Annotated in this window: 15 protein-coding genes and 1 pseudogene; 9 read left to right on the top strand and 7 right to left on the bottom strand. The window is 70.4% G+C overall.

What is annotated here, in order from left to right:
- Genes EJC51_RS43965 through EJC51_RS43950 form a run of 4 tightly spaced genes read left to right on the top strand, consistent with a single transcriptional unit; the run spans window position 1 to window position 4,622 of the window.
- Window positions 1–960 (top strand): ABC transporter permease, encoded by a 960-nt coding sequence (locus EJC51_RS43965; protein WP_126276232.1) that lies wholly within the window; start codon window positions 1–3, stop codon window positions 958–960.
- Entirely contained in the window at window positions 957–1,886 is a 930-nt protein-coding gene (locus EJC51_RS43960; protein ID WP_126276231.1) for an ABC transporter permease, read from the top strand. The genes EJC51_RS43965 and EJC51_RS43960 overlap by 4 nt, the downstream gene beginning before the upstream one ends.
- Window positions 1,883–3,565: a dipeptide ABC transporter ATP-binding protein gene (locus EJC51_RS43955; RefSeq protein WP_126276230.1), complete on the top strand. Its 1,683-nt coding sequence runs from the start codon at window positions 1,883–1,885 to the stop codon at window positions 3,563–3,565. The genes EJC51_RS43960 and EJC51_RS43955 overlap by 4 nt, the downstream gene beginning before the upstream one ends.
- Before the next feature lie 7 nt (window positions 3,566–3,572).
- Entirely contained in the window at window positions 3,573–4,622 is a 1,050-nt protein-coding gene (locus tag EJC51_RS43950; RefSeq protein ID WP_126276229.1) for an LLM class flavin-dependent oxidoreductase, read from the top strand.
- 91 nt (window positions 4,623–4,713) lie between these two features.
- Here the strand turns inward: EJC51_RS43950 and EJC51_RS43945 are convergent, their stop codons facing one another.
- On the bottom strand, window positions 4,714–5,682 hold the full coding sequence (locus EJC51_RS43945) for an SDR family oxidoreductase (protein ID WP_126276228.1): 969 nt from the start codon (window positions 5,680–5,682) through the stop codon (window positions 4,714–4,716).
- 199 nt (window positions 5,683–5,881) lie between these two features.
- Between EJC51_RS43945 and EJC51_RS43940 the strand changes: the two genes are divergently transcribed.
- The gene (locus tag EJC51_RS43940) at window positions 5,882–6,727 is read left to right on the top strand and encodes a helix-turn-helix transcriptional regulator (protein ID WP_126276227.1); all 846 of its coding nucleotides are present in this window, start codon (window positions 5,882–5,884) and stop codon (window positions 6,725–6,727) included.
- Here the strand turns inward: EJC51_RS43940 and EJC51_RS43935 are convergent.
- Complete coding sequence (locus EJC51_RS43935; protein ID WP_126276226.1) at window positions 6,696–7,631, bottom strand: alpha/beta hydrolase; 936 nt, start codon at window positions 7,629–7,631, stop codon at window positions 6,696–6,698. The two genes, EJC51_RS43940 and EJC51_RS43935, sit on opposite strands and share 32 nt — an antisense overlap.
- A gap of 67 nt (window positions 7,632–7,698) precedes the next feature.
- On the opposite strand from EJC51_RS43935, the gene EJC51_RS43930 reads away from it, so the two are divergent.
- On the top strand, window positions 7,699–8,175 hold the full coding sequence (locus EJC51_RS43930; RefSeq protein WP_126276225.1) for a MarR family winged helix-turn-helix transcriptional regulator: 477 nt from the start codon (window positions 7,699–7,701) through the stop codon (window positions 8,173–8,175).
- A 63-nt stretch (window positions 8,176–8,238) separates the two neighbouring features.
- On the opposite strand, the gene EJC51_RS43925 is transcribed toward EJC51_RS43930, so the two are convergent.
- Together EJC51_RS43925 and EJC51_RS43920 are read right to left on the bottom strand one after the other, a co-directional pair.
- Window positions 8,239–8,931 carry a response regulator gene (locus tag EJC51_RS43925; protein WP_126276224.1) on the bottom strand — a complete coding sequence of 231 codons (693 nt, stop codon included), beginning with the start codon at window positions 8,929–8,931 and terminating at the stop codon, window positions 8,239–8,241.
- Window positions 8,928–10,577, bottom strand: a complete 1,650-nt coding sequence (locus EJC51_RS43920; RefSeq protein ID WP_126276223.1) for a sensor histidine kinase — start codon at window positions 10,575–10,577, stop codon at window positions 8,928–8,930. Before EJC51_RS43920 ends, EJC51_RS43925 begins: the two co-directional genes overlap by 4 nt.
- Window positions 10,578–10,675: 98 nt before the next feature.
- Between EJC51_RS43920 and EJC51_RS43915 the strand changes: the two genes are divergently transcribed.
- From EJC51_RS43915 to EJC51_RS48315, 3 genes and pseudogenes are all read left to right on the top strand, one after another.
- A complete protein-coding gene (locus EJC51_RS43915) occupies window positions 10,676–11,662 on the top strand; it encodes a Bug family tripartite tricarboxylate transporter substrate binding protein (protein WP_126276222.1) in 987 nt (328 codons plus the stop codon).
- 102 nt (window positions 11,663–11,764) lie between these two features.
- Window positions 11,765–13,210 (top strand): GntP family permease, encoded by a 1,446-nt coding sequence (locus EJC51_RS43910; RefSeq protein ID WP_126276221.1) that lies wholly within the window; start codon window positions 11,765–11,767, stop codon window positions 13,208–13,210.
- Window positions 13,211–13,536: 326 nt separating this feature from the next.
- Window positions 13,537–14,310: pseudogene (locus tag EJC51_RS48315) on the top strand (helix-turn-helix transcriptional regulator); the annotation flags it as partial.
- Between the two features lie 90 nt (window positions 14,311–14,400).
- On the opposite strand, the gene EJC51_RS48965 reads toward EJC51_RS48315, so the two are convergent.
- The 3 genes from EJC51_RS48965 to EJC51_RS43890 are packed head-to-tail and all read right to left on the bottom strand — an operon-like array spanning window position 14,401 to window position 17,919.
- Complete coding sequence (locus EJC51_RS48965) at window positions 14,401–15,912, bottom strand: FAD-binding oxidoreductase (RefSeq protein ID WP_244363165.1); 1,512 nt, start codon at window positions 15,910–15,912, stop codon at window positions 14,401–14,403.
- Window positions 15,913–15,928: 16 nt separating this feature from the next.
- Entirely contained in the window at window positions 15,929–17,197 is a 1,269-nt protein-coding gene (locus EJC51_RS43895) for an MFS transporter (protein WP_126276219.1), read from the bottom strand.
- Window positions 17,194–17,919: an SDR family oxidoreductase gene (locus EJC51_RS43890; RefSeq protein ID WP_132796408.1), complete on the bottom strand. Its 726-nt coding sequence runs from the start codon at window positions 17,917–17,919 to the stop codon at window positions 17,194–17,196. Before EJC51_RS43890 ends, EJC51_RS43895 begins: the two co-directional genes overlap by 4 nt.
- Window positions 17,920–18,114: the final 195 nt, after the last annotated feature.

The following is an 18,114-nucleotide window of genomic DNA, read 5'->3' as shown; positions in this document are numbered from 1 at the left end:
GTGCGCCGCTATGTGATCAAGCGTCTGGCGCAGGCGGTCGGGGTGCTGTGGGCGGCGTACACGGTGTCGTTCCTGGTGCTGGACTTCCTGCCCGGTGACCCGGTCACCGCGATGGCCGGTGCCGGGGTGGACTCGGGGGACGTCGACCCGGCCCGGCTGGCCGCGCTGCGGCACGAGTACGGCTTCGACCAGCCGATCCTGGCGCAGTACGCCGACTATCTGGGCAGGGCGGTGCGCGGGGACTTCGGCGACGCGGTCTCCACCGGCCGCCCGGTGACCTCCACGCTGGCCGACGCGCTGCCCCAGACCCTCCAACTGACCGGTGCCGCACTGCTGTTGGCGGTGCTGCTCGGCGGGGGTCTCGCGGTCGTGGCGACGTACACCTCGCAGCGGTGGCTGCGGCAGCTCCTGCTGTCGCTGCCCCCGCTGGGGGTGTCGGTCCCTACGTTCTGGGTGGGACTGCTGCTCGTGGAGGTGTTCTCCTTCCGGCTGCACTGGTTCCCGGCGTTCGGCAACGACGGGCTGCGAGGACTGGTGCTGCCCGCCCTGACGCTGGCGATCCCGACCGGCGCGCTGGTCGCCCAGGTGCTGGCCAAGAGCCTGCTCACCGCGCTGGACCAGGCGTACGTGGAGACCGCCCGGGCCAAGGGCGCCGGCCGGTGGCGGGTGCATCTGCGGCATGCGCTGCGCAACGCGTCCCTGCCCGCGCTGACGGTCGTCGGCCTGCTGGTGGGGCAGCTGATCGCCGGTTCGGTGGTCGTCGAGACGGTGTTCTCCCGCGACGGCCTCGGCCGGGTGACCGCGGCGGCGGTCACGGTGCAGGACATCCCGGTGGTCCAGGGGGTGGTGGTGTTCGGGGCGCTGATCTTCGTGGCGACGAACCTGCTCGTCGACCTGGTCTACCCGCTGCTCGACCCGCGGATCGTGGTGGCCTCGGACAGAAGGGCGAGTTTCGTATGAGTCAGAGCCTTGTCGACGACGTCGACGACCCGGCCGAGGCCGCCCTCGGCCTCGCCCGGCCGGTCGAGACGGGACCGGAACCGCCCTCGGTGCCGGGCCGCCGTGCGGGCATACGGCGGTTTCTGCTGCGCCGCCCCGGTCTGCCGCTGTCGGGAGCCGTCCTCGTCCTGGTGGTGCTGGCCTCTTTCTGGCCGGACCTGTTCACCTCGCAGGACCCGTTGAAGGGGGTGCCCTCCGAGAACTTCCGTGCCCCGAGCGGCAGTCACTGGTTCGGTACCGACGAACTGGGCCGGGATGTCTTCTCCCGTGTCGTCCATGGTGCCCAGCTCTCCCTCAAGGCGACGATCATCGCGGTCCTGGTCGCGTTCGTGGTCGGCGGGCTGCTGGGCGTGGTCGCCGGGTTCGTGGGCCGGTGGGTGGACGACGTGCTGATGCGGTTCGTCGACGTCCTCCTCTCCATCCCCGCGCTGTTCCTGTCCCTGGCCCTCGTCACCGCGCTCGGCTACGGGACGGTGAAGGTGGCCGTCGCGGTCGGCATCGCCAGCGTCGCCTCGTTCGCGCGGGTGGCGCGCGCCGAGGTGCTGCGGGTGCGGCAGGCGGTGTTCGTCGAGGCGTCGCGCGCGAGCGGGGCCCGCTGGTATTCAGTCCTGGGCCGGCATGTGCTGCCGAACGCCGCGGGCCCCGTGATCGTCCTGGCCACCTTGGACTTCGGCGCCTCCATCCTGGCCGTGTCGGCACTGAGCTTCCTCGGCTACGGCGCGCCGCCGCCCGCCCCGGAGTGGGGGACGTTGATCTCCGACGGCCGCAACTACCTGGCCAACGCCTGGTGGTTGACGGCGCTGCCCGGACTGGCGATCGCCGCGACCGTACTGGCCACCAACCGCATCGCCCGCGCGCTGGACGGCGAATGGTCCCGGCAGCGATGACCGACGAACGTGAGAACGGTGAGGACGTGACCCCACCCCTGCTGGAGATACGCGGCCTGTCCGTGTCGTACCGCACCCGCGGCGGCACGGTCCCGGCCGTCCGAGGCGTGGACCTCGACGTCCTGCCGGGACAAGTGACCGCCGTGGTCGGCGAGTCCGGCTCCGGCAAGAGCACGACCGCGCACGCCGTCACCCGCCTGCTCGCGGCCAACGGCACCATCGACGCGGGCACCGTCCGCTTCGGCCGCCACGACCTGGCCACCCTGTCGGAGGCGGAGCTGCGCACGGTGCGCGGAGCGCGGATCGGACTGGTCCCCCAGGACCCCACGGTCTCCCTCAACCCGGTCAAGCGGATCGGCGAGCAGGTCGCCGAGGTGCTGCGCATCCACGGACTGGCGACCCGCCACTCGGCCCCGGTCGAGGCGATCGCCGTCCTGGACCGGGCCGGACTTCCCGACGCGGCCGTCCGGGCCCGGCAGTACCCGCACGAACTCTCCGGCGGCATGCGGCAACGCGCCCTGATCGCCATCGCCATCGCGGCCCGGCCCGAGCTGATCATCGCCGACGAGCCCACCAGCGCGCTCGACGTGACCGTGCAACGCGTCATCCTCGACCATCTCCAGCACCTCACCGAGGAGTCGGGCACGGCGGTCCTGCTCGTCACCCACGACCTCGGGGTCGCCGCCGACCGGGCACAGCGCCTGGTGGTCATGGAGCAGGGCCGGGTCGTGGAAGCGGGCCCGACCCGCGCCATCCTCGCCGACCCCCAGCACGAGTACACCCGCCGACTGCTGGCCAGCGCACCGCGCTTGACCGCCGCCCGGCCCCGCACCCCGGCCGCCGCGCCGAAGGCCGATGCGGTCCCCCTGGTCGAAGTGCGCCATCTGGTCAAGGAGTTCCGCCTGCCCCGCACCGGGGGCGGACCTCAGGTGCTGCGCGCGGTCGACGACGTCAGCTTCACGCTGCACCGCGGTCAGACCCTGGCGCTGGTCGGCGAGTCCGGATCGGGCAAGTCCACCACCGCCCGCCTGGCACTCCGGCTCACCGACGCGAGCGCCGGACACATCCTGTTCGACGGCACCGACATCACCACCGCGCGCGGCGCCCGGGCCAGAGAGCTGCGCCGCCGCGCCCAGCTGATCTACCAGAACCCGTACGCCTCCCTCGACCCGCGCTTCTCCATCGGCGAGGTGATCACCGAGCCGCTGCGCGCCTTCAAGGTCGGCGACCGCGCCTCCCGCCTCGCCCGGGCCCGCGACCTGCTCGACCGGGTGGCACTTCCCGCCACCACGCTGGAGCGCCGTCCGGCGGAGTTGTCGGGTGGTCAGCGGCAGCGCGTGGCGATCGCCCGCGCCCTCGCCCTCTCCCCCGACCTGGTGGTGTGCGACGAGCCGGTCTCCGCGCTCGACGTGTCAGTGCAGGCCCAAGTCCTGGAGCTGCTGGCCGAGTTGCAGGCCGACACAGGGGTGGCGTACCTCTTCATCTCCCACGACCTGGCCGTCGTACGGCAGATCGCAGACCAGGTCGCCGTCATGCGGGCCGGCCGGATCGTCGAGACAGGCCCGCCGGAGGACCTGTTCACCAGCCCCCGCCACGCATACACCCGCGAGCTGCTCGCGGCGATCCTCGGCGGCCGCGCCCCCTCCCCCGCCGCCACCGTCGAATCCACCACGAGCTGAGGGCCGTATGAGCACTCCCAGCACTCCCAGCATCACGTCACTGGCCTTCCTCACCCCCGGCAACTTCGCCGACGACGACCCGTACCCGGGCCTGGAGGAGACGCTCCAACTCTTCGAGTACAGCGAACGGTTGGGATTCGACGGAGCCTGGATCAGGCAGCGCCACCTCGAACACGGCGTCGGATCGGCCGCGGTGTTCCTCGCCGCGGCCGGCCAGCGCACCGAGCGGATCGAACTGGGCACCGCCGTCATCCCGATCGGCTACGAGAACCCCTTCCGCCTCGCCGAGGACCTCGCGCTGGCCGACGTCCTGTCCCGGGGGCGCCTCCAGGTCGGCTTCAGCACCGGAATGCCGCACGCCGACCTGCTCGGCGACCTCGTGCACGACGGGGACTGGCGCGGCTTCGACCTGTCGTACGGCAGGATCGCCCGCGTCCTCGACAACCTGCGCGGCGACTTCCTCGGCGGCCCGGACACGGTCATCCATTCGCCGGGCAACGTCCAGCGCCCGCGGCTGCAACCGCACAACCCCGCGCTGGCGCACCGCATCTGGTACGGCGGCGGCAGCCTGCGTTCGGTCCGCTGGGCCGCCGAGAACGGGCTGAGCCTGCTGTCCGGCAACATCGTCACCGGCGAGGGCACCGACGACTTCACCACGGCCCAGCTGAACCTGCTGGCCGAGTACCGTCGCACGCTCTCCGCGGGCACTGCGGCCCGGGTCGCGCTCGGCCGGGTCATCGTGCCCTTCGACAGTGCCGACGCGGCCGGCCGGGCCCGCTACCGCGCCTACGCGGCCGGCCGCCACGAACGGACCCTGGCACCGCAGGGTCCGAAACGGACGCTGTTCGCCCCGGACGTGGTCGGCACCGCCGAGCAGATCCTCGAACAGCTCACCGCCGATCCGGTCCTCGCGCAGGTGTCGGAGCTGCGGCTGGAGCTGCCGTACGAGTTCCACCGCGAGGAGTACGAACAGATCCTCCACGACGTACGGCACCTGATCGCACCGGAGTTGGGCTGGCACCCCGACGCCGTGGCGGCCCAGGGGGCAGCGGTTTGACGAGTCCCCTTCCGTAACCGTCCGTCCGGCGTCGACATCCTGCGGCCGGTCAGCGAGGGGGCCGGCCCACCGCTCGGAACTGGCGGTTCGCCTACCTGTCGCCCTTGGGATCGGCGCCGGACAGCGCCGGGAAGGTGGTGCGGGTGAGCTCTTCGGAGATCTCCCAGACGCGCCGGGCCTCCTCCTCATTGCGGAGCCGGGAGTAGAGGGGCTGTTCGGCGGGCGGGCCGGACAGGTGCTGGAAGCCGCTGGGCCCGTAGAACCGGCCCCCGCGTGCGTCCGGGGAGGTGGCGGCGTACAGGGCCGGCAGTGCCGCGCTGTCCACCGTGCCGAGGATGCCGCGGCGGGACAGCATGCGGATCATGCGTACGGCTGTGGTGTCCCTTGCCCGGCCGACCTCGGGGCGGGCGGCCAGCAGGCTGGTCGGTGCGATACCGGGATGGGAGATGTTGCTGGTGATTCCCCAGTCTTCGGTCCGGCTACGGAGGTCCAGTTCGAGTGCGAACAGACCGAACGCGATCTTCGACTGGCTGTACGCGCGGCGGCCGTCGTAGGACCGGTCCCAGTTCAGGTCGTCCCAGTTGATGAAGCCCTCGTTGGCGGCGACGCTGAGCTGACTGGTCACCCGCGCACGGCCTGCGCGCAGCAGCGGCAGCAGGTGGCGGACCAGGGCGAAGTGACCCAGATGATTGCTGCCAAACTGCAGTTCGAACCCGTCCGCGGTGGTCTGCCGGTCCGGTGGCGTCATCACGCCGGCGTTGTTGACCAGGATGTGGATCGGACGGTCCTCGGCGACCAGGGCGGCGCCCAACGCGGCGACCGAGCTCAACGACGACAGGTCGAGGTCGCGCAGCGACAGGATCGCCTGCGGATGCTCCCGCTTGACCTTCGCGATCGCCGCCTCGCCCTTGCGACGGTTGCGGACGGGCATGACGACCTCGGCACCGGCGGCGGCCAGCCGGCCGGCCAGCGCCAGTCCGACGCCGTCGCTGGCGCCGGTGACAACGGCCAGCTTCCCGGAAAGGTCCGGAACGGTGATGTCCGGTCGGGTACGTGCCATGCGTCTTCCTCGCTCTTCTTGTCGATCCGTACGGCGATGTGATTCAAAGCTGCACCTGATCAGCGCGGCTATCCACGGCCTCTCGATCCGAGGCTCGCCTGGCCGAGGAGGGCCGCCAAAGGGGGATCGACAGGCCCAGGCTCCGGTTCGGCACAGGTGGTAGAACGAAAGAGCACGGGCACTCAGGGAGGACGAAGCCGTGATCGATCGAGGCGGGCTCGCCGAATTCCTGCGTCGCCGCCGGGAGTCACTACAGCCCGAGGACGTCGGCCTTCCGCGTGGCAGGCGGCGCCGGACAGCCGGTCTGCGCCGGGAGGAGGTCGCCGCGATCTGCCACATCTCCGCCGACTACTACAGCCGGCTGGAGCGGGAGCGCGGGCCGCGCCCGTCCGAGCAGATGATCGCCTCGATCGCACAGGGTCTGCATCTTTCCCTCGACGAACGCGACCACCTGTTTCGCCTCGCCGGGCACAACCCGCCCACCAGAGGCTCCGCCAGCGAACACATCAATCCCGGCCTGCTGCGCATCTTCGACCGGCTCACCGACACGCCCGCCGAAATCGTCACCGAGCTCGGCGAGACACTCCGGCAGACCCCGCTCGCCGTCGCCCTGACCGGCGGCCTCACCCACTACACCGGCCCGGCCCGCAGCATCGGCTACCGGTGGTTCACCGACCCCGCCGTCCGCACCCTGTACCACCCCGACGACCACGCGCTGCACTCCCGCGTCTTCGCCTCCGGGCTACGCCGGCTCGTGACCCTGCGCGGACCCGAGTCGCCGGCCGCTCACCTCCAGCAGCTGCTGATGGCCCGCAGCGAAGAATTCCGTGCTGTCTGGAACGAGCACGAAGTCGGTATCCGCTACAACGACACCAAGCGATACGTGCACCCTGACATCGGCGATCTCGAACTCAGTTGCCAGGCGCTTGTCGACCCCGACCAGTCACACATGCTTCTGGTCTACACAGCCGTCCCCGGCAGCGAAAGCCATGAGAAGCTTCGCCTTCTCTCCGTCATCGGAGATCAACAGATCTTCCGGGCGTGACACTGCCCTTGGTGCGGAGGCGCTGACCGAGAAAGAGCGCGGCGCGGTCCAGTGCCTCGTCGGCTTCGTCCAGAACGCCGGCGAACGCCTGGAAGACATGGGGAACGTCAGCGGTGACGTCAAGGATGACGTCCACCCCGGCGTCCCTCGCGCGCGTGGCCATGCGCGTGGAGTCGTCCAGGAGCATCTCGTTGGTGCCCGCCTGGAGCAGGACCGGAGGGAAGCCGGTCAGGTCGGCGCAGATGGCCGGGCTGAGCATGGGCTGGTGCGGGTCCTGTCCCGCGAGGTACATGGCCCCGGTGTGGGCCATGCCCTCACGTGTGAAGAACGGATCGATGCCCGCCTTGCTGTCCATGCTCTCGCCCGTCCGGGTCATGTCGAGTCCGGGAGAGAACGCCACGATCGCGGCGGGCACGGGCAGGCCCGCGTCACGAGCGGCGAGGCAGACGGCGACAGTGAGGCCGCCACCGGCGGAGTCACCGGCGAACGCGATCGCCGAAGGGTCTTCGCCGCTGTCGAGGAGTGCGCGGTAGGCGCTGAGCCCGTCCTCGATCGCGGCGGGGAACGGGTGTTCAGGGGCAAGCCGGTAATCCACCGAGAACGCCCTGAATCCAGTTCTGGTCACCAGGTTCCCGGTCAGCGACATCGCCGTCTCCGGTGAGCCGACCACGTAGGAGCCGCCGTGGAAGTAGAGGATCGTCCCGGCCTTCGGAGTGCCGGCCGGCTCGACGAGCACCGCGGGCCGCTCGCCGAGCGTCGTGGCCCGGGTTCGGATCCCGGCCGGGACGATCATTTCGGCCATCATCGCCCTGAACCCGGCGCGGAGCTCCTCCACCGACCCGGAGCCCTCGGGCCGGGGCCGCCGAACCATCGCGTCGAGCTCCGCGCGCTGTTGCCTGCTCATGGTCGCCTCCATCGCAAGTAAATGCCAAGGAACTATATGCCCAGGCATGTACACTAAGATATATGCCATGGCATCCAAGTCAAGCGGTGGCCGGATCGACCTCCCCGGTTTCTTCGACGACCTCGTCCGTTGTGAGACGCGCCTCTACAACGCGCTCAACGACCGTCTTCGCGAGCGGCACGGGATCGTCACCTCGCAGTTCGAGTCCCTGCGCTTCCTGCGCGACCACCCCGGGTCCCGGGTGGCGGACCTCGCCGCCGGGTTCGCCATCGGGATCGGTGCGACGAGCAAGGGCATCGACCGCCTGGAGAAGCAGGCATGGGTCGTACGGCGAACCAATCCATCGGATCGCCGCTCATCCCTGCTGGACCTGACCGATGCCGGTCTGCAACTCGTCGAGGCGGCGGAGGCGACCTTCACCGAAACGCTGACCGAGCTGACCGCGGGCATCCTCGACGGCCCCTCAGGCGTGGCCGCCGTACAGGTCTTCTCGGAGCTCCGCTCCGTCCTCGAACGCGACCGGATCGGCCTGCCCACAGGCTGACCGGCATATCCATCCAGCCCCGTTCGCCGTCGTCAGCCACCCGGCCCCAGCGGCACCCCTCTCTCAGTCCCGCCAGGCGTAGCGCCGCTCGGGCCGGCCGGCGGCGCCGTACCGCAGGGAGACATCCGCCGTGCCGGTGGTGTGGAAGTGCTCCAGGTAACGGCGGGCGCTGACACGGGAGATACCGGTGGCGGCCGCGCATTCGGCGGCCGACAGGGTGCCGTCCGCATCGCGGAGCGTGCGCTCGACGAGGTCGGCGGTCTCCACGCTCAGGCCCTTCGGGAGCCGGGCGACAGCAGCGGGGACAGATCCTGCGGACAGAGCCCGGTCGATGTCGGCCTGGCCGCGCACCACCGTGGTGAGAAGCCGGCCGCGCCGTGCGGCGTACCGGTCCAGGCGGGGTTTGAGGTCCTCGTGGTCGAAGGGTTTGAGCAGGTAGTCCACGACACCGTGGCGGACCGCGCCGCGCACGGTGTCGGCCTCGCGCGCGGCACTGATGACCATGATGTCGCAGTCGTGTCCCGCGGCGCGCAGCCGCGGGATGACGTCCAGGCCGAAGACATCGGGCAGATAGAGGTCGAGGAGGACCAGGTCCGGGCGCAGTTCGTCGACTGCGGTGACGGCCTGCTCACCCGTGCCCGCGGTGCCGACGACCCTGAACGGAGGCACTCTCTCGACGAAGGTGCGGTGGACCCGGGCCACCATGAAGTCGTCGTCGACGACGAGGACGTCGATCGTGCCGGAGGGGTCCCTCATGGCGCTGCTCCTTCCTCGACCGCTTCCGCGGAACGGCTCACGGACATACGGGCCGTGAACCGGGCGCCGTCGGCGGTGTTGGTCACCTTGATCTCCCCGCCACGCCGTTCACAGACGAGCTGGGTGAGGGCCAGGCCGATGCCCCGCTCGCCCTCCGTGGCGGCCTTGGTCGTGAAGCCGTGGTGGAAGACCTCTCGGGCGAGCTCGGGGGCCACGCCGGGGCCCGAGTCGCACACCACGATCTCCACGCTGGAGGCGTCCTGCCGGAGTTCGACCTCGACCCAGGGTTCCTGGCCGTCTGGGCCGCTTCCGGCGGCGGCGTCGATGGCGTTGTCGACCAGGTTGCCGACCACGGTGGCCACGTCGGCGGCGTCCTCCGAGGGGAGCCGGCCGAGGGAGGTGTCGTCCGAGATCCTCAGGGTGATCCTGCGTTCGGCCGCGAGGGAGTCCTTCGCCATGAGGAGGGCGGCGATGGCGGGGTCGTGGACGCGGCGGCCGATGGTCATGTCCAGGGACTGGCGGCGCCGGGTGAGCGCGCGGACGTAGCGGACGACCTCGTCCTGCTCGCCGATCTGGATGAGTCCGGAGATGGTGTGCAGTTGGTTGGCGAACTCGTGCGTCTGGGCCCGTAGCAGCTCGGACGTGCTGCGGAAGGAGCCGATCTCGCGTTCCAGCCGGGCCAGTTCGGTGCGGTCCCGCAGCGTGGTGACCGAGCCGAGCAGGCGGTCGTTCTTCGTGACGGTCATCCGGTTCATCACCAGCACGCGACCGTGCCGTATGACCACTTCGTCGGGTCCGTGCTCCGCTTCGGGCCGGGTGCCGGTGAGCACGTCGTGCAGACGGCCGTCGATACCGAGGTCGTCCAGCGTCCGGCCCACACACTCCTCGGGCAGGTCGAGCAGCTGTCTGCCCATCTCGTTCACCAGGGTGAGGCGCTGCTGGGGGTCCAGGGCGACCACGCCCTCGGCGATCCCGTAGAGCATGGCCTCGCGGTGTTCGGCGAGGCCGGTGATCTCTCGCGGCTCCAGACCGAGCGTCTGCCGTTTGACCCGTCGGGCCAGCAGCCAGGAGCCGGCGAGGCCCAGTCCGCTGGCGATGCCCAGGTAGGCGAGGAGATAGGAAGACGCACCACTGAGACGCTGCCACACCGTCGGGGACGCTTCCCCGATCATGACGATGCCCAGGGTCCGTCCCAGGTCACCGCCGGCCGCGCCGAGCACCGGCACCTGCGCCACCAGTTCGCGGCTGCCGTCCCAGGTGAGCGAGCCGGACCAGCCTCGTCCACGGGACACCCCCGGTCCGAGCCGCAGCCGGTCACCGAGGACCGTCGGGTTGGTCGAACTGACGACGCGACCGGAGGAGTCGGTGATCGTCACGGAGGTGACCCCGGACTGCACCAGCGTGGAATGCGTCAGTGGGGCCAGCGTCTCCTCCGGCGCCGGACGCGGGAGTTGGCCCCGTACCAGCGGGTTGGCGGCCAACTGCTCGGCCAGCGCGCTGACGCGGCGGCCCTCGACCCGGTTGAAGGTGGCCTCCGACTGGGCGAGCGAGAGCGCCGCGACCGCCAGCAGCACGACCACGACGATCGCGAGCTGCAACGCCAGCATCTCGCCCGCGAGGGTGTGGCGGCGAAAACTGGTGACCACAACGAACTCAATCTCTACTGCTGACACAAAGTGGGCGGCTCCCACCACGGGCTGCACAATCATGACGTCCATCCCGACGGCTGTGGAAGAGAGGTGCCATGAGAGGTCGCTCGCACGCCCTCCGCGGCGCCCTCCTCGCGCTGTCACTGTTTCTCGTCACCGGGTGCCAGATGCTGCCCGACGGGGAACCGGCCGACCCGGGGCTGCGGATCATGGTTCCGAACACCCCCGGTGGCGGCTACGACACCACCGCCCGGACCGTGGCCCGCGTGCTGCAGGAGACCGGCGTGGACTCCGGCGTGCAGGTCTTCAACCTGCCGGGAGCAGGCGGCACGGTCGGCCTCCAGCGCGTCGTGAACGAGCGGGGCAACGGCAGGCTCGTCCTGCAGATGGGCCTGGGAGTGATCGGCGCGTCGCACGTGGCCCACACGAAGGCGTCCATCAGTGAAACCACTCCACTGGCCCGGCTGGTCGAGGAGGCGGGCGCGGTGGTCGTGCGCCGTGACGCGCCCTACCGGTCGATCGACGATCTGATCGCCGCCTGGAAAGGGAACCCCGCGCGCTTGAAGGTCGGGGGCGGATCCTCACTCGGCGGACCGGACCACCTGCTGGCCGTGGAGCTGGCCAAGGCCGTCGGTATCGGCCCGCACCGGGTCGGCTACGTCGCCTACGACGGCGGTGGCGGCGACCTGCTGCCCGCTCTCCTCGACGGCGAGGTCGACTTCGCCACCACCGGCTTCGGCGAGTTCCTCGACCAGATCGACGCCAGTCAGCTCAGGGTCCTCGCGGTGACCAGCCCCCGACCGATCGACGCACTGCCCGGAGTACCGACCCTCAAGGCGTCCGGCATCGACCTGGTCTTCAGCAACTGGCGGGGAGTCGTGGCGCCACCCGGCATCCGAGACGCCGACCGGAAGCGCTGGATCGACGCGCTGACAGCGATGCACCGGTCCCGGCAATGGAAAGCCGAACTCCGCCGCCATGGCTGGACCGACGCGTTCACCACCGGCGACGCCTTCGCCGCGTACCTGTCCGAACAGGACACCTCAGTGGCCCGTCTCGTCAGGGATCTCGGACTGGACTGACCGGGCCACCGCCCACCCCTCCTGACACCAGCCGCACCACCACCCCTCTGCGCCGCGGCTCACTTCGCCATGCCCCTCACCTGTCCGTCGAAAGGCACCCGCATGACCACGCACACCTGGTGGTTGCTGCTCATCCTCACCATCGCGATCACCGCCCTGATCTACCTCATCAACTCCCGCCTGCGCATCCATCCGTTCGTCGCGCTCATCGTCGTCGCCGTCGGCACCGGCCTCGCCGCCGGAGAGCCCGCCGCGAAACTGGTGGAGTCCCTCGAGGACGGTGCCGGCGGCACCCTCGGGGACGTGGGCGTCACCCTGGCCCTGGGCGCCATGCTCGGACGCCTGCTGTCCGACTCGGGCGCCACCGACGCCCTCGCCCACGCCCTGATCGACCGCTCGAGCGCCCGCAGGCTGCCCTGGCTGGTCACGGCCGCGGCGTTCGTGATCGGCATCCCGATGTTCTTCGAGGTGGGCCTGATCGTGCTGCTGCCGCTGATCTTCAGCGTGGCGCGCCGGCTGGAGGCCCAGGGCGGCACGAAGGGCTCCCCGTACGTCCTGCTCGGCGTACCGGCCATCGCCGCGCTGTCCACCCTGCACGGCATGCTGCCGCCGCACCCGGGGCCGCTCACCGCCATGACCGGTCTCCATGCCGACCTGGGTCTCACCATGGTCGTCGGCTTGGTCTGCGCCGTCCCCACCGTGATCCTGGCCGGCCCGGTCTACGCCCGGTGGATCGCGCCGCGCCTTGCCGAGGTCCGCCCGGACGAGGCTCTGGTCGCGCAGTTCACGGGTGCGTCGCGGGCCGTCCGGGAGAAGTCGCCCGTCAGCGTGACGGCCGGCGCTCCGAACGCGTCATCGGTGGATACGGACGTCACGTCCGGTTCCCGGATACCGACCGGGTTGGCCGTCACCGCGGTGCTCGTCCCCGTCGGCCTCATGCTGCTGCGTACCCTCGCCGAAACGGTGCTGGACGAGACGAGCACGGTGGGTTCCGCGCTGACGTTCCTGGGCGAGCCCGTCATGGCGATGCTCGCCGGGCTGCTCTTCGCCCTCGGCGTGACCGCTCTTGGCACGGACCGTACCGGCGAGGAGGTCCGCGCCTCCCTGACGGACAGCCTGAAGTCCATCGCCGCCATCCTGCTCATCATCGGCGGCGGCGGTGCGTTCAAGCAGGTTCTCCAGGACTCCGGCATCGGCGACGCGATCGCCGCCGCCGCCAAGGGGGCGCATCTGAACGTCATCGTGCTGGGCTGGCTGATCGCCCTCCTGCTGTCGCTGACCACCGGTTCCGCCACCGTCGGCATCGTCTCCGCCACCGGCATCATCGCCCCCATGGTCAGCGGAGGCGGCCTGGAGGCATCGCTGCTCGTGGTGGCCATCGGAGCGGGCTCCCTCGGGCTGAACTACGTGAACCACGCCGGCTTCTGGCTGGTCAAGGAATCCTTCGGCATGGATCTCACGCAGGCCACGAAGACACAGACCGTGGTGCAGACGCTGGTGAGCGTGCTCGGCCTCGGAATGGCGCTCCTCCTGTCCGTGTTCGCCTGACAGCCCGATGGGGGGTCAGCGGTTGCGGCCGGCGGCGCATGGGCACTGGCTCGGTCACCAGTCCCGCGTGCGTAAAATCTGGCCCCCCATCTCGAACGCGGATCATCCCGGGCGAGAATCGAAGACGTCAAGAGCGTTAAGGCGGAGTTTCACAGGAGTCGCAAGCTAAAAACCTTCAAAAAAGCCTGCAAACGTGGGGTGTTCGCCGGAGCGTTGCGATCGATGCCTGTTGCACTCATGTAACGCTGAACGGGGTAAGGTCGAGGTGCCCCGTTGTGATCCGATGGGGTCCGGCGGGGCCGCACCACGTTGAGGGGGAGTACACCATGGCAATTACCGAGCAGCAACGAAAAGAGCTCGCTGCCTTCCTTCGCAACCGACGCGAGCGGGTTGCGCCGGAAGCCGTCGGCATCAAGAACTCGTACGGACGCCGTCGCACGCCGGGGCTGCGCAGAGAGGAACTCGCGCAGCTCGCCGGCGTGAGTGTGACGTGGTACACGTGGCTCGAACAGGCCCGCAGGATCAGGGTGTCGAGCCAGGTTCTGAACGGTCTCGCGCGAGCCCTGCAACTCGACACGACGGAGACCGGACATCTGTTCCGGCTGGCCGGTGAGTTACCGCCGACGGAGCGGGTGCCGTGCTCGCGGGAGCACGTTCCGGAGCAGTATCTGACCTTCCTCGAATTCCAGGATCCGCTGCCCGCCTTCATCGTGAACCATCGGTTCGATGTGTTGGCGTGGAATCAGGGATTCTGCGCGCTTTTTCCTTATTTCGAATCCCTGGAGCACTGCCGTCGCAACACGCTCGTGATGATGTTCGACGAACGGGCCCGGGAAATGCACCCGAATTGGGAGCAGGACGCCCTGGAAGCGGCGGCCCTTTTCCGCGCACAGGCCGCCGACCAGCTCGCCCATCCCGCATACGCGAAGATGATCGAAGCCCTGAAGGCCGAGCACCCGGAATTCCAGGAACTGTGGGAGCGGCTCGACCTGGCTCCGTCCGTGCCGTCCGTCCGTTGCTTCGACCACCCGACGCTGGGCCGGATCGAACTCGGGTATGTGAAGCTGCGGCTCGCGGGCGTGGACGCCACCCTCGTCGTCTACCAGCCCGTTCTGGACAGCCGGCTGATCGACCGCTTCCGCGATCTGGTCGAGGCGCGGATCCGGGTGCGGCTCCGCTCGTCCGGTGGCTCAGTCGGACGCCCGTACCGACAGAGCGTGCCGGAAGACATTCCGCGGATCCCAGACGGCCTTGACCCGCTGGAGTCGGGGGTAATTCCCTTTGAAGTACAGCGTGTTCCAGGGAACGCCTGAGGTGTTCCAGCGCGGATCGGCCAGATCCACGTCCGGATAGTTGATGTACGAGCCGTCGGTGCGTGCGTCGGAGACGGGTACTCCGCCTGTCTCCGCGTACAAGTCCCGGTAGAGCTCCCGGAGTCTGCGGATGTGCCGCTCGTCGTCGGCGGGATCGGTCCAATAGGTGCCCAGATAGCTCTTGAGGACCGAATCCCGCTGCGCGACCGCGGTGGCCGCGGGGTCCACGGTGTTGACCTTCCGGCCGTAGGAGAACAGCACCACCGTGGTATGACCGTCGTAGTCCGGGGCGGAGAGATACCGGAAGAGCAGCTCCGTCTCGGCGGCCGCGTACGGCCTGCGCAGATAGGCACCCTTGCTCTTGGAGCGGGTCAGCTCTCCCCTGTTCTCCACGTCCCGCTGCGTAGCCCGCAGCCAGGGCATCTGCGTGTAGGTGATCCGGCACGGGGCCCCTACGCCGCTGCCCACGGCGGCGACGTACTCCTCCAGCCGGCCGCGGGCGCCGGGATCCGAGGCGTCCAGCTGCGCGCTGAGGGTGATCCGGCCGACCGCACGCTGGTTGAGGTACAGCGCGCTGTACAGACTCTCGTACGTGGGGTCCGTGACGTCCTCCGTGCTGTGCCAGTCGCCGTGGTTGCGGACGAGCGTGGCGAAGTCCCGCTCGCTCAGCGACTCCCAGGGCCACTCCGCCGAAGCGAACAGGACCGTCTTCGGAGGCCGGGGCAGCACATCCCGCGGGGCGTCCGAGTCCGCCTGCGGGGAGCGGAACCAATAGCGGGTGACCACACCGAAGTTGCCGCCGCCGGCGCCGGTGTGCGCCCACCACAGATCGTGGTACGGGTCGGAGGGCGACCGGGAGGCGACCACCGTGCGGGCCTCCCCCGCGCTGTCGGCGACGACGACCTCCACCGCCTCCAAGTGGTCGACGATCAGCCCGTGCTGTCGGCACAGCGCGCCGAAGCCTCCGCCCTGGACATAACCGCCGAGTCCGACCGAGGGGCAGGTGCCACCGGGCAGGGCCACACCCCAGTTCAGGTACAGGGAGCGGTAGACGGAGCCGAGCAGCGCGCCCGCGCCGACACCGAAGGCCGCCCGGCCCTCGTCGTACGTGATGTCGTCGAGCTCGGACAGGTCGATGAGGGTGCGCACCGCCGGATCGTCCACCAGGCCCTCCAGACCGTGGCCGCCGCCGCGCACCGCGAGCCGCGCCCCGTCGCGGACGGCGGCGGCCACGGCCCGGCGCACCTCTTCGGCGGTACGCGGCACATGGACCCGGTCCGGCCGGCCGGTGAAGCGCGTGTTGCGTGAGCGCGTGGTGAGGGACAGGTAGCGGGGGTCGGCGGGGGTGATCGCCGAGATGCCCTGGTCCGGGATTACGGGTACAGCCACGACGGGATCGGATATGTCAGTCATCGATGGCCGCCATCGCCTTTCGTGAGGTCGCCGTGCGGCGCACCGCCGCGCGGCCGAGGAGCAGGAGCAGGGCGCAGGCGCCCGCGGCACTGCCGAGCAGGGCGGTGTCCCGCCAACCGCCGTGCGCCCAGAGGGGACCCGTCAGCGCGGAGCCCGCTGCCCCGCCGAGGAAGTAGCAGGTCATGTAGACGGTCGTGACGCGGCTGCGCATCTCGTCGCCGACCTGGGCGAAGACCGTCGTCTGGTTGGAGATGTGCGCGGCCTGGACCGCGAAGTCGATCAGGAGGATCGCCGTGCCGAGCATGAGCAGCGAGGACGACAGCACCGACACCACGGCGAACGACACCGTGATGAGCGCGAACGCGGCGGCACTGACGGTCCGCTGACGCCCCCGGTCGGCGAACCGGCCCGCCAGGTTGGCGCCGAGGGCGCCCCCCGCACCGAGCAGCCCCATCGCGCCGATCGCGGCCGAGCCGTAGTGATAGGGCCCCTGGATCAGGCGGAGCGGCACGGCGGTCCACAGCACGGTGAAGGCGGCGAATCCCAGGGCGCCGTACAGGCAGCGCTCCACGATCACCGGCCGTGCCCGGAGCAGGGAGAACAGCGAGCCGATGAGCACCGCGTACCCGCGCACGGTCAGCGGTGTCCCGGCGGGCTGCGGGGGCAGGATGCGGCGCAGCATCACGCCCACCCCGAGCATCAGGGCCGACGCCCCCCAGAACACGGCCCGCCAGTCCACGAGTTCGGCCACCACGCCGGCGAAGGTCCGGCACAGCAGCGCGCCGAGGATGACACCGGTCATCACGGTGCCCACCACCTGCCCGCGCCGCTCCGGCGGTGCCATGCCCGCGGCCTGCGGAACGATCACCATGGCGGCGACGCTCACCAGGCCGAGCAGGAAGAACAGGCCCACGAGGAGCCCGCCGTCGGCGCAGGGAATCACCGCGAGCACCGCGGCCGCCGTGGCCACCAGAGCGGTGAGCAGCCGTCTGCGGTCGACGGCGTCGCCCAGCGGTACCAACGCGAACAGGCCGAGGGCGTAACCGAACTGAGTGGCCGACACGGACGAGGTGAGCGAGCCGGGCGTGCGGTGCAGCGAGGCCGCGAGCTCGGGCAGGATCGGCTGGAGGTAGTAGAGGTTGGCCACGCACAGACCGCACGCGGCCGCGAGCAGCAGCACGGTGATCCGGCCGACCGGCGGCCGCGGCGGCGCGACGGGCCCTGCCAGGCCCGTCGCGCCGCCGTGCGCCGCCTCGCTCACAGCGTGCCGCCGCCGTCGACGTGCAGCACCGCGCCGGTCACGAAGGTGTTCTCCAGCAGGTGCAGCACCGTCGCCGCGACGTCGTCGGGCTGTCCGACGCGGCCCACCGGGGTGCTCTGCGCGGTCTGCTCGAAGAGGCCCGCGCGGGCGTCCTCGGGCAGGAAGGACCACAGCGGGGTGTCGATCAGACCGCCGACGACGACGTTGACGCGCACCGGGGCGAGTTCCACGGCGAGGGAGCGGCCCATGCCGCCGATGCCCGCGTTGGCGGCGGCGGTCGCGCTCATGTCGGCGTACGACTTGAAGCCGGCCGCACCGGCGATCAGCACGATCGAACCCTGGCCCGAGATCTTCTTGCCGGCGTGCCGGACGCTCAGCAGCTGACCGACGATCTTGGTGTCGAGGGCGGCGCGCACCGAGTCGAGGGACACGTCGTAGACGGAGCCGACGGCCATGTCGCCGGGGCAGACGACGAGGTGGTCGAGGGAGTCGATGCCCGCGAAGAAGGCGGCGACGCTCTCCTCGTCGGTCACGTCCACGACACCGGTGGTGATGCCGTCGATCTCCTTGGCGGTCTGCTCCAGCTTGTCCTGGGAGCGGGAGCCGACGACAACCTGCGCGCCCGCGGCGGCGGCCTGCCGGGCCACCGCCTTGCCGATGCCGGACGAGCCGCCGATCACCACGACACGGGCACCGGAAAGGGAAGAGGGGGAAGTGGACAAGGCTGTCTCCTGGTGACGAGCGAACGGGATGCGTAGCGGCCGGCGGAGATGACCGCCCGGCCTGAAACGAGGCTGTCAGCCGACGCCAGAGGCAGGGAGACGAAGTTTCATGCTAGTTGGAACACCACCTGGTTAGGCCTTCGCGAGCGGGCCACCATGGATTGCTGTCGGGTGCATCGACCTGCCCGGCGCCCT

It is taken from the genome of Streptomyces aquilus (assembly GCF_003955715.1).
In the GTDB taxonomy this organism is placed as follows: Bacteria; Actinomycetota; Actinomycetes; order Streptomycetales; family Streptomycetaceae; genus Streptomyces; species Streptomyces aquilus.
Note: the sequence above shows the minus strand (reverse complement) of the source record. Positions and strands in the feature narration are given on the sequence as shown.

Excerpts from the sequence above, each read along its gene's own strand:
- EJC51_RS43935 (WP_126276226.1), bottom strand. The coding sequence starts at position 7,631 with ATGAGCAGGCAACAGCGCGCGGAGCTCGACGCGATGGTTCGGCGGCCC.
- EJC51_RS43925 (WP_126276224.1), bottom strand. The coding sequence starts at position 8,931 with ATGAGGGACCCCTCCGGCACGATCGACGTCCTCGTCGTCGACGACGAC.
- EJC51_RS43930 (WP_126276225.1), top strand. The coding sequence starts at position 7,699 with ATGGCATCCAAGTCAAGCGGTGGCCGGATCGACCTCCCCGGTTTCTTC.
- EJC51_RS43960 (WP_126276231.1), top strand. The coding sequence starts at position 957 with ATGAGTCAGAGCCTTGTCGACGACGTCGACGACCCGGCCGAGGCCGCC.
- EJC51_RS43950 (WP_126276229.1), top strand. The coding sequence starts at position 3,573 with ATGAGCACTCCCAGCACTCCCAGCATCACGTCACTGGCCTTCCTCACC.
- EJC51_RS43910 (WP_126276221.1), top strand. The coding sequence starts at position 11,765 with ATGACCACGCACACCTGGTGGTTGCTGCTCATCCTCACCATCGCGATC.
- EJC51_RS43945 (WP_126276228.1), bottom strand. The coding sequence starts at position 5,682 with ATGGCACGTACCCGACCGGACATCACCGTTCCGGACCTTTCCGGGAAG.
- EJC51_RS43955 (WP_126276230.1), top strand. The coding sequence starts at position 1,883 with ATGACCGACGAACGTGAGAACGGTGAGGACGTGACCCCACCCCTGCTG.
- EJC51_RS43915 (WP_126276222.1), top strand. The coding sequence starts at position 10,676 with ATGAGAGGTCGCTCGCACGCCCTCCGCGGCGCCCTCCTCGCGCTGTCA.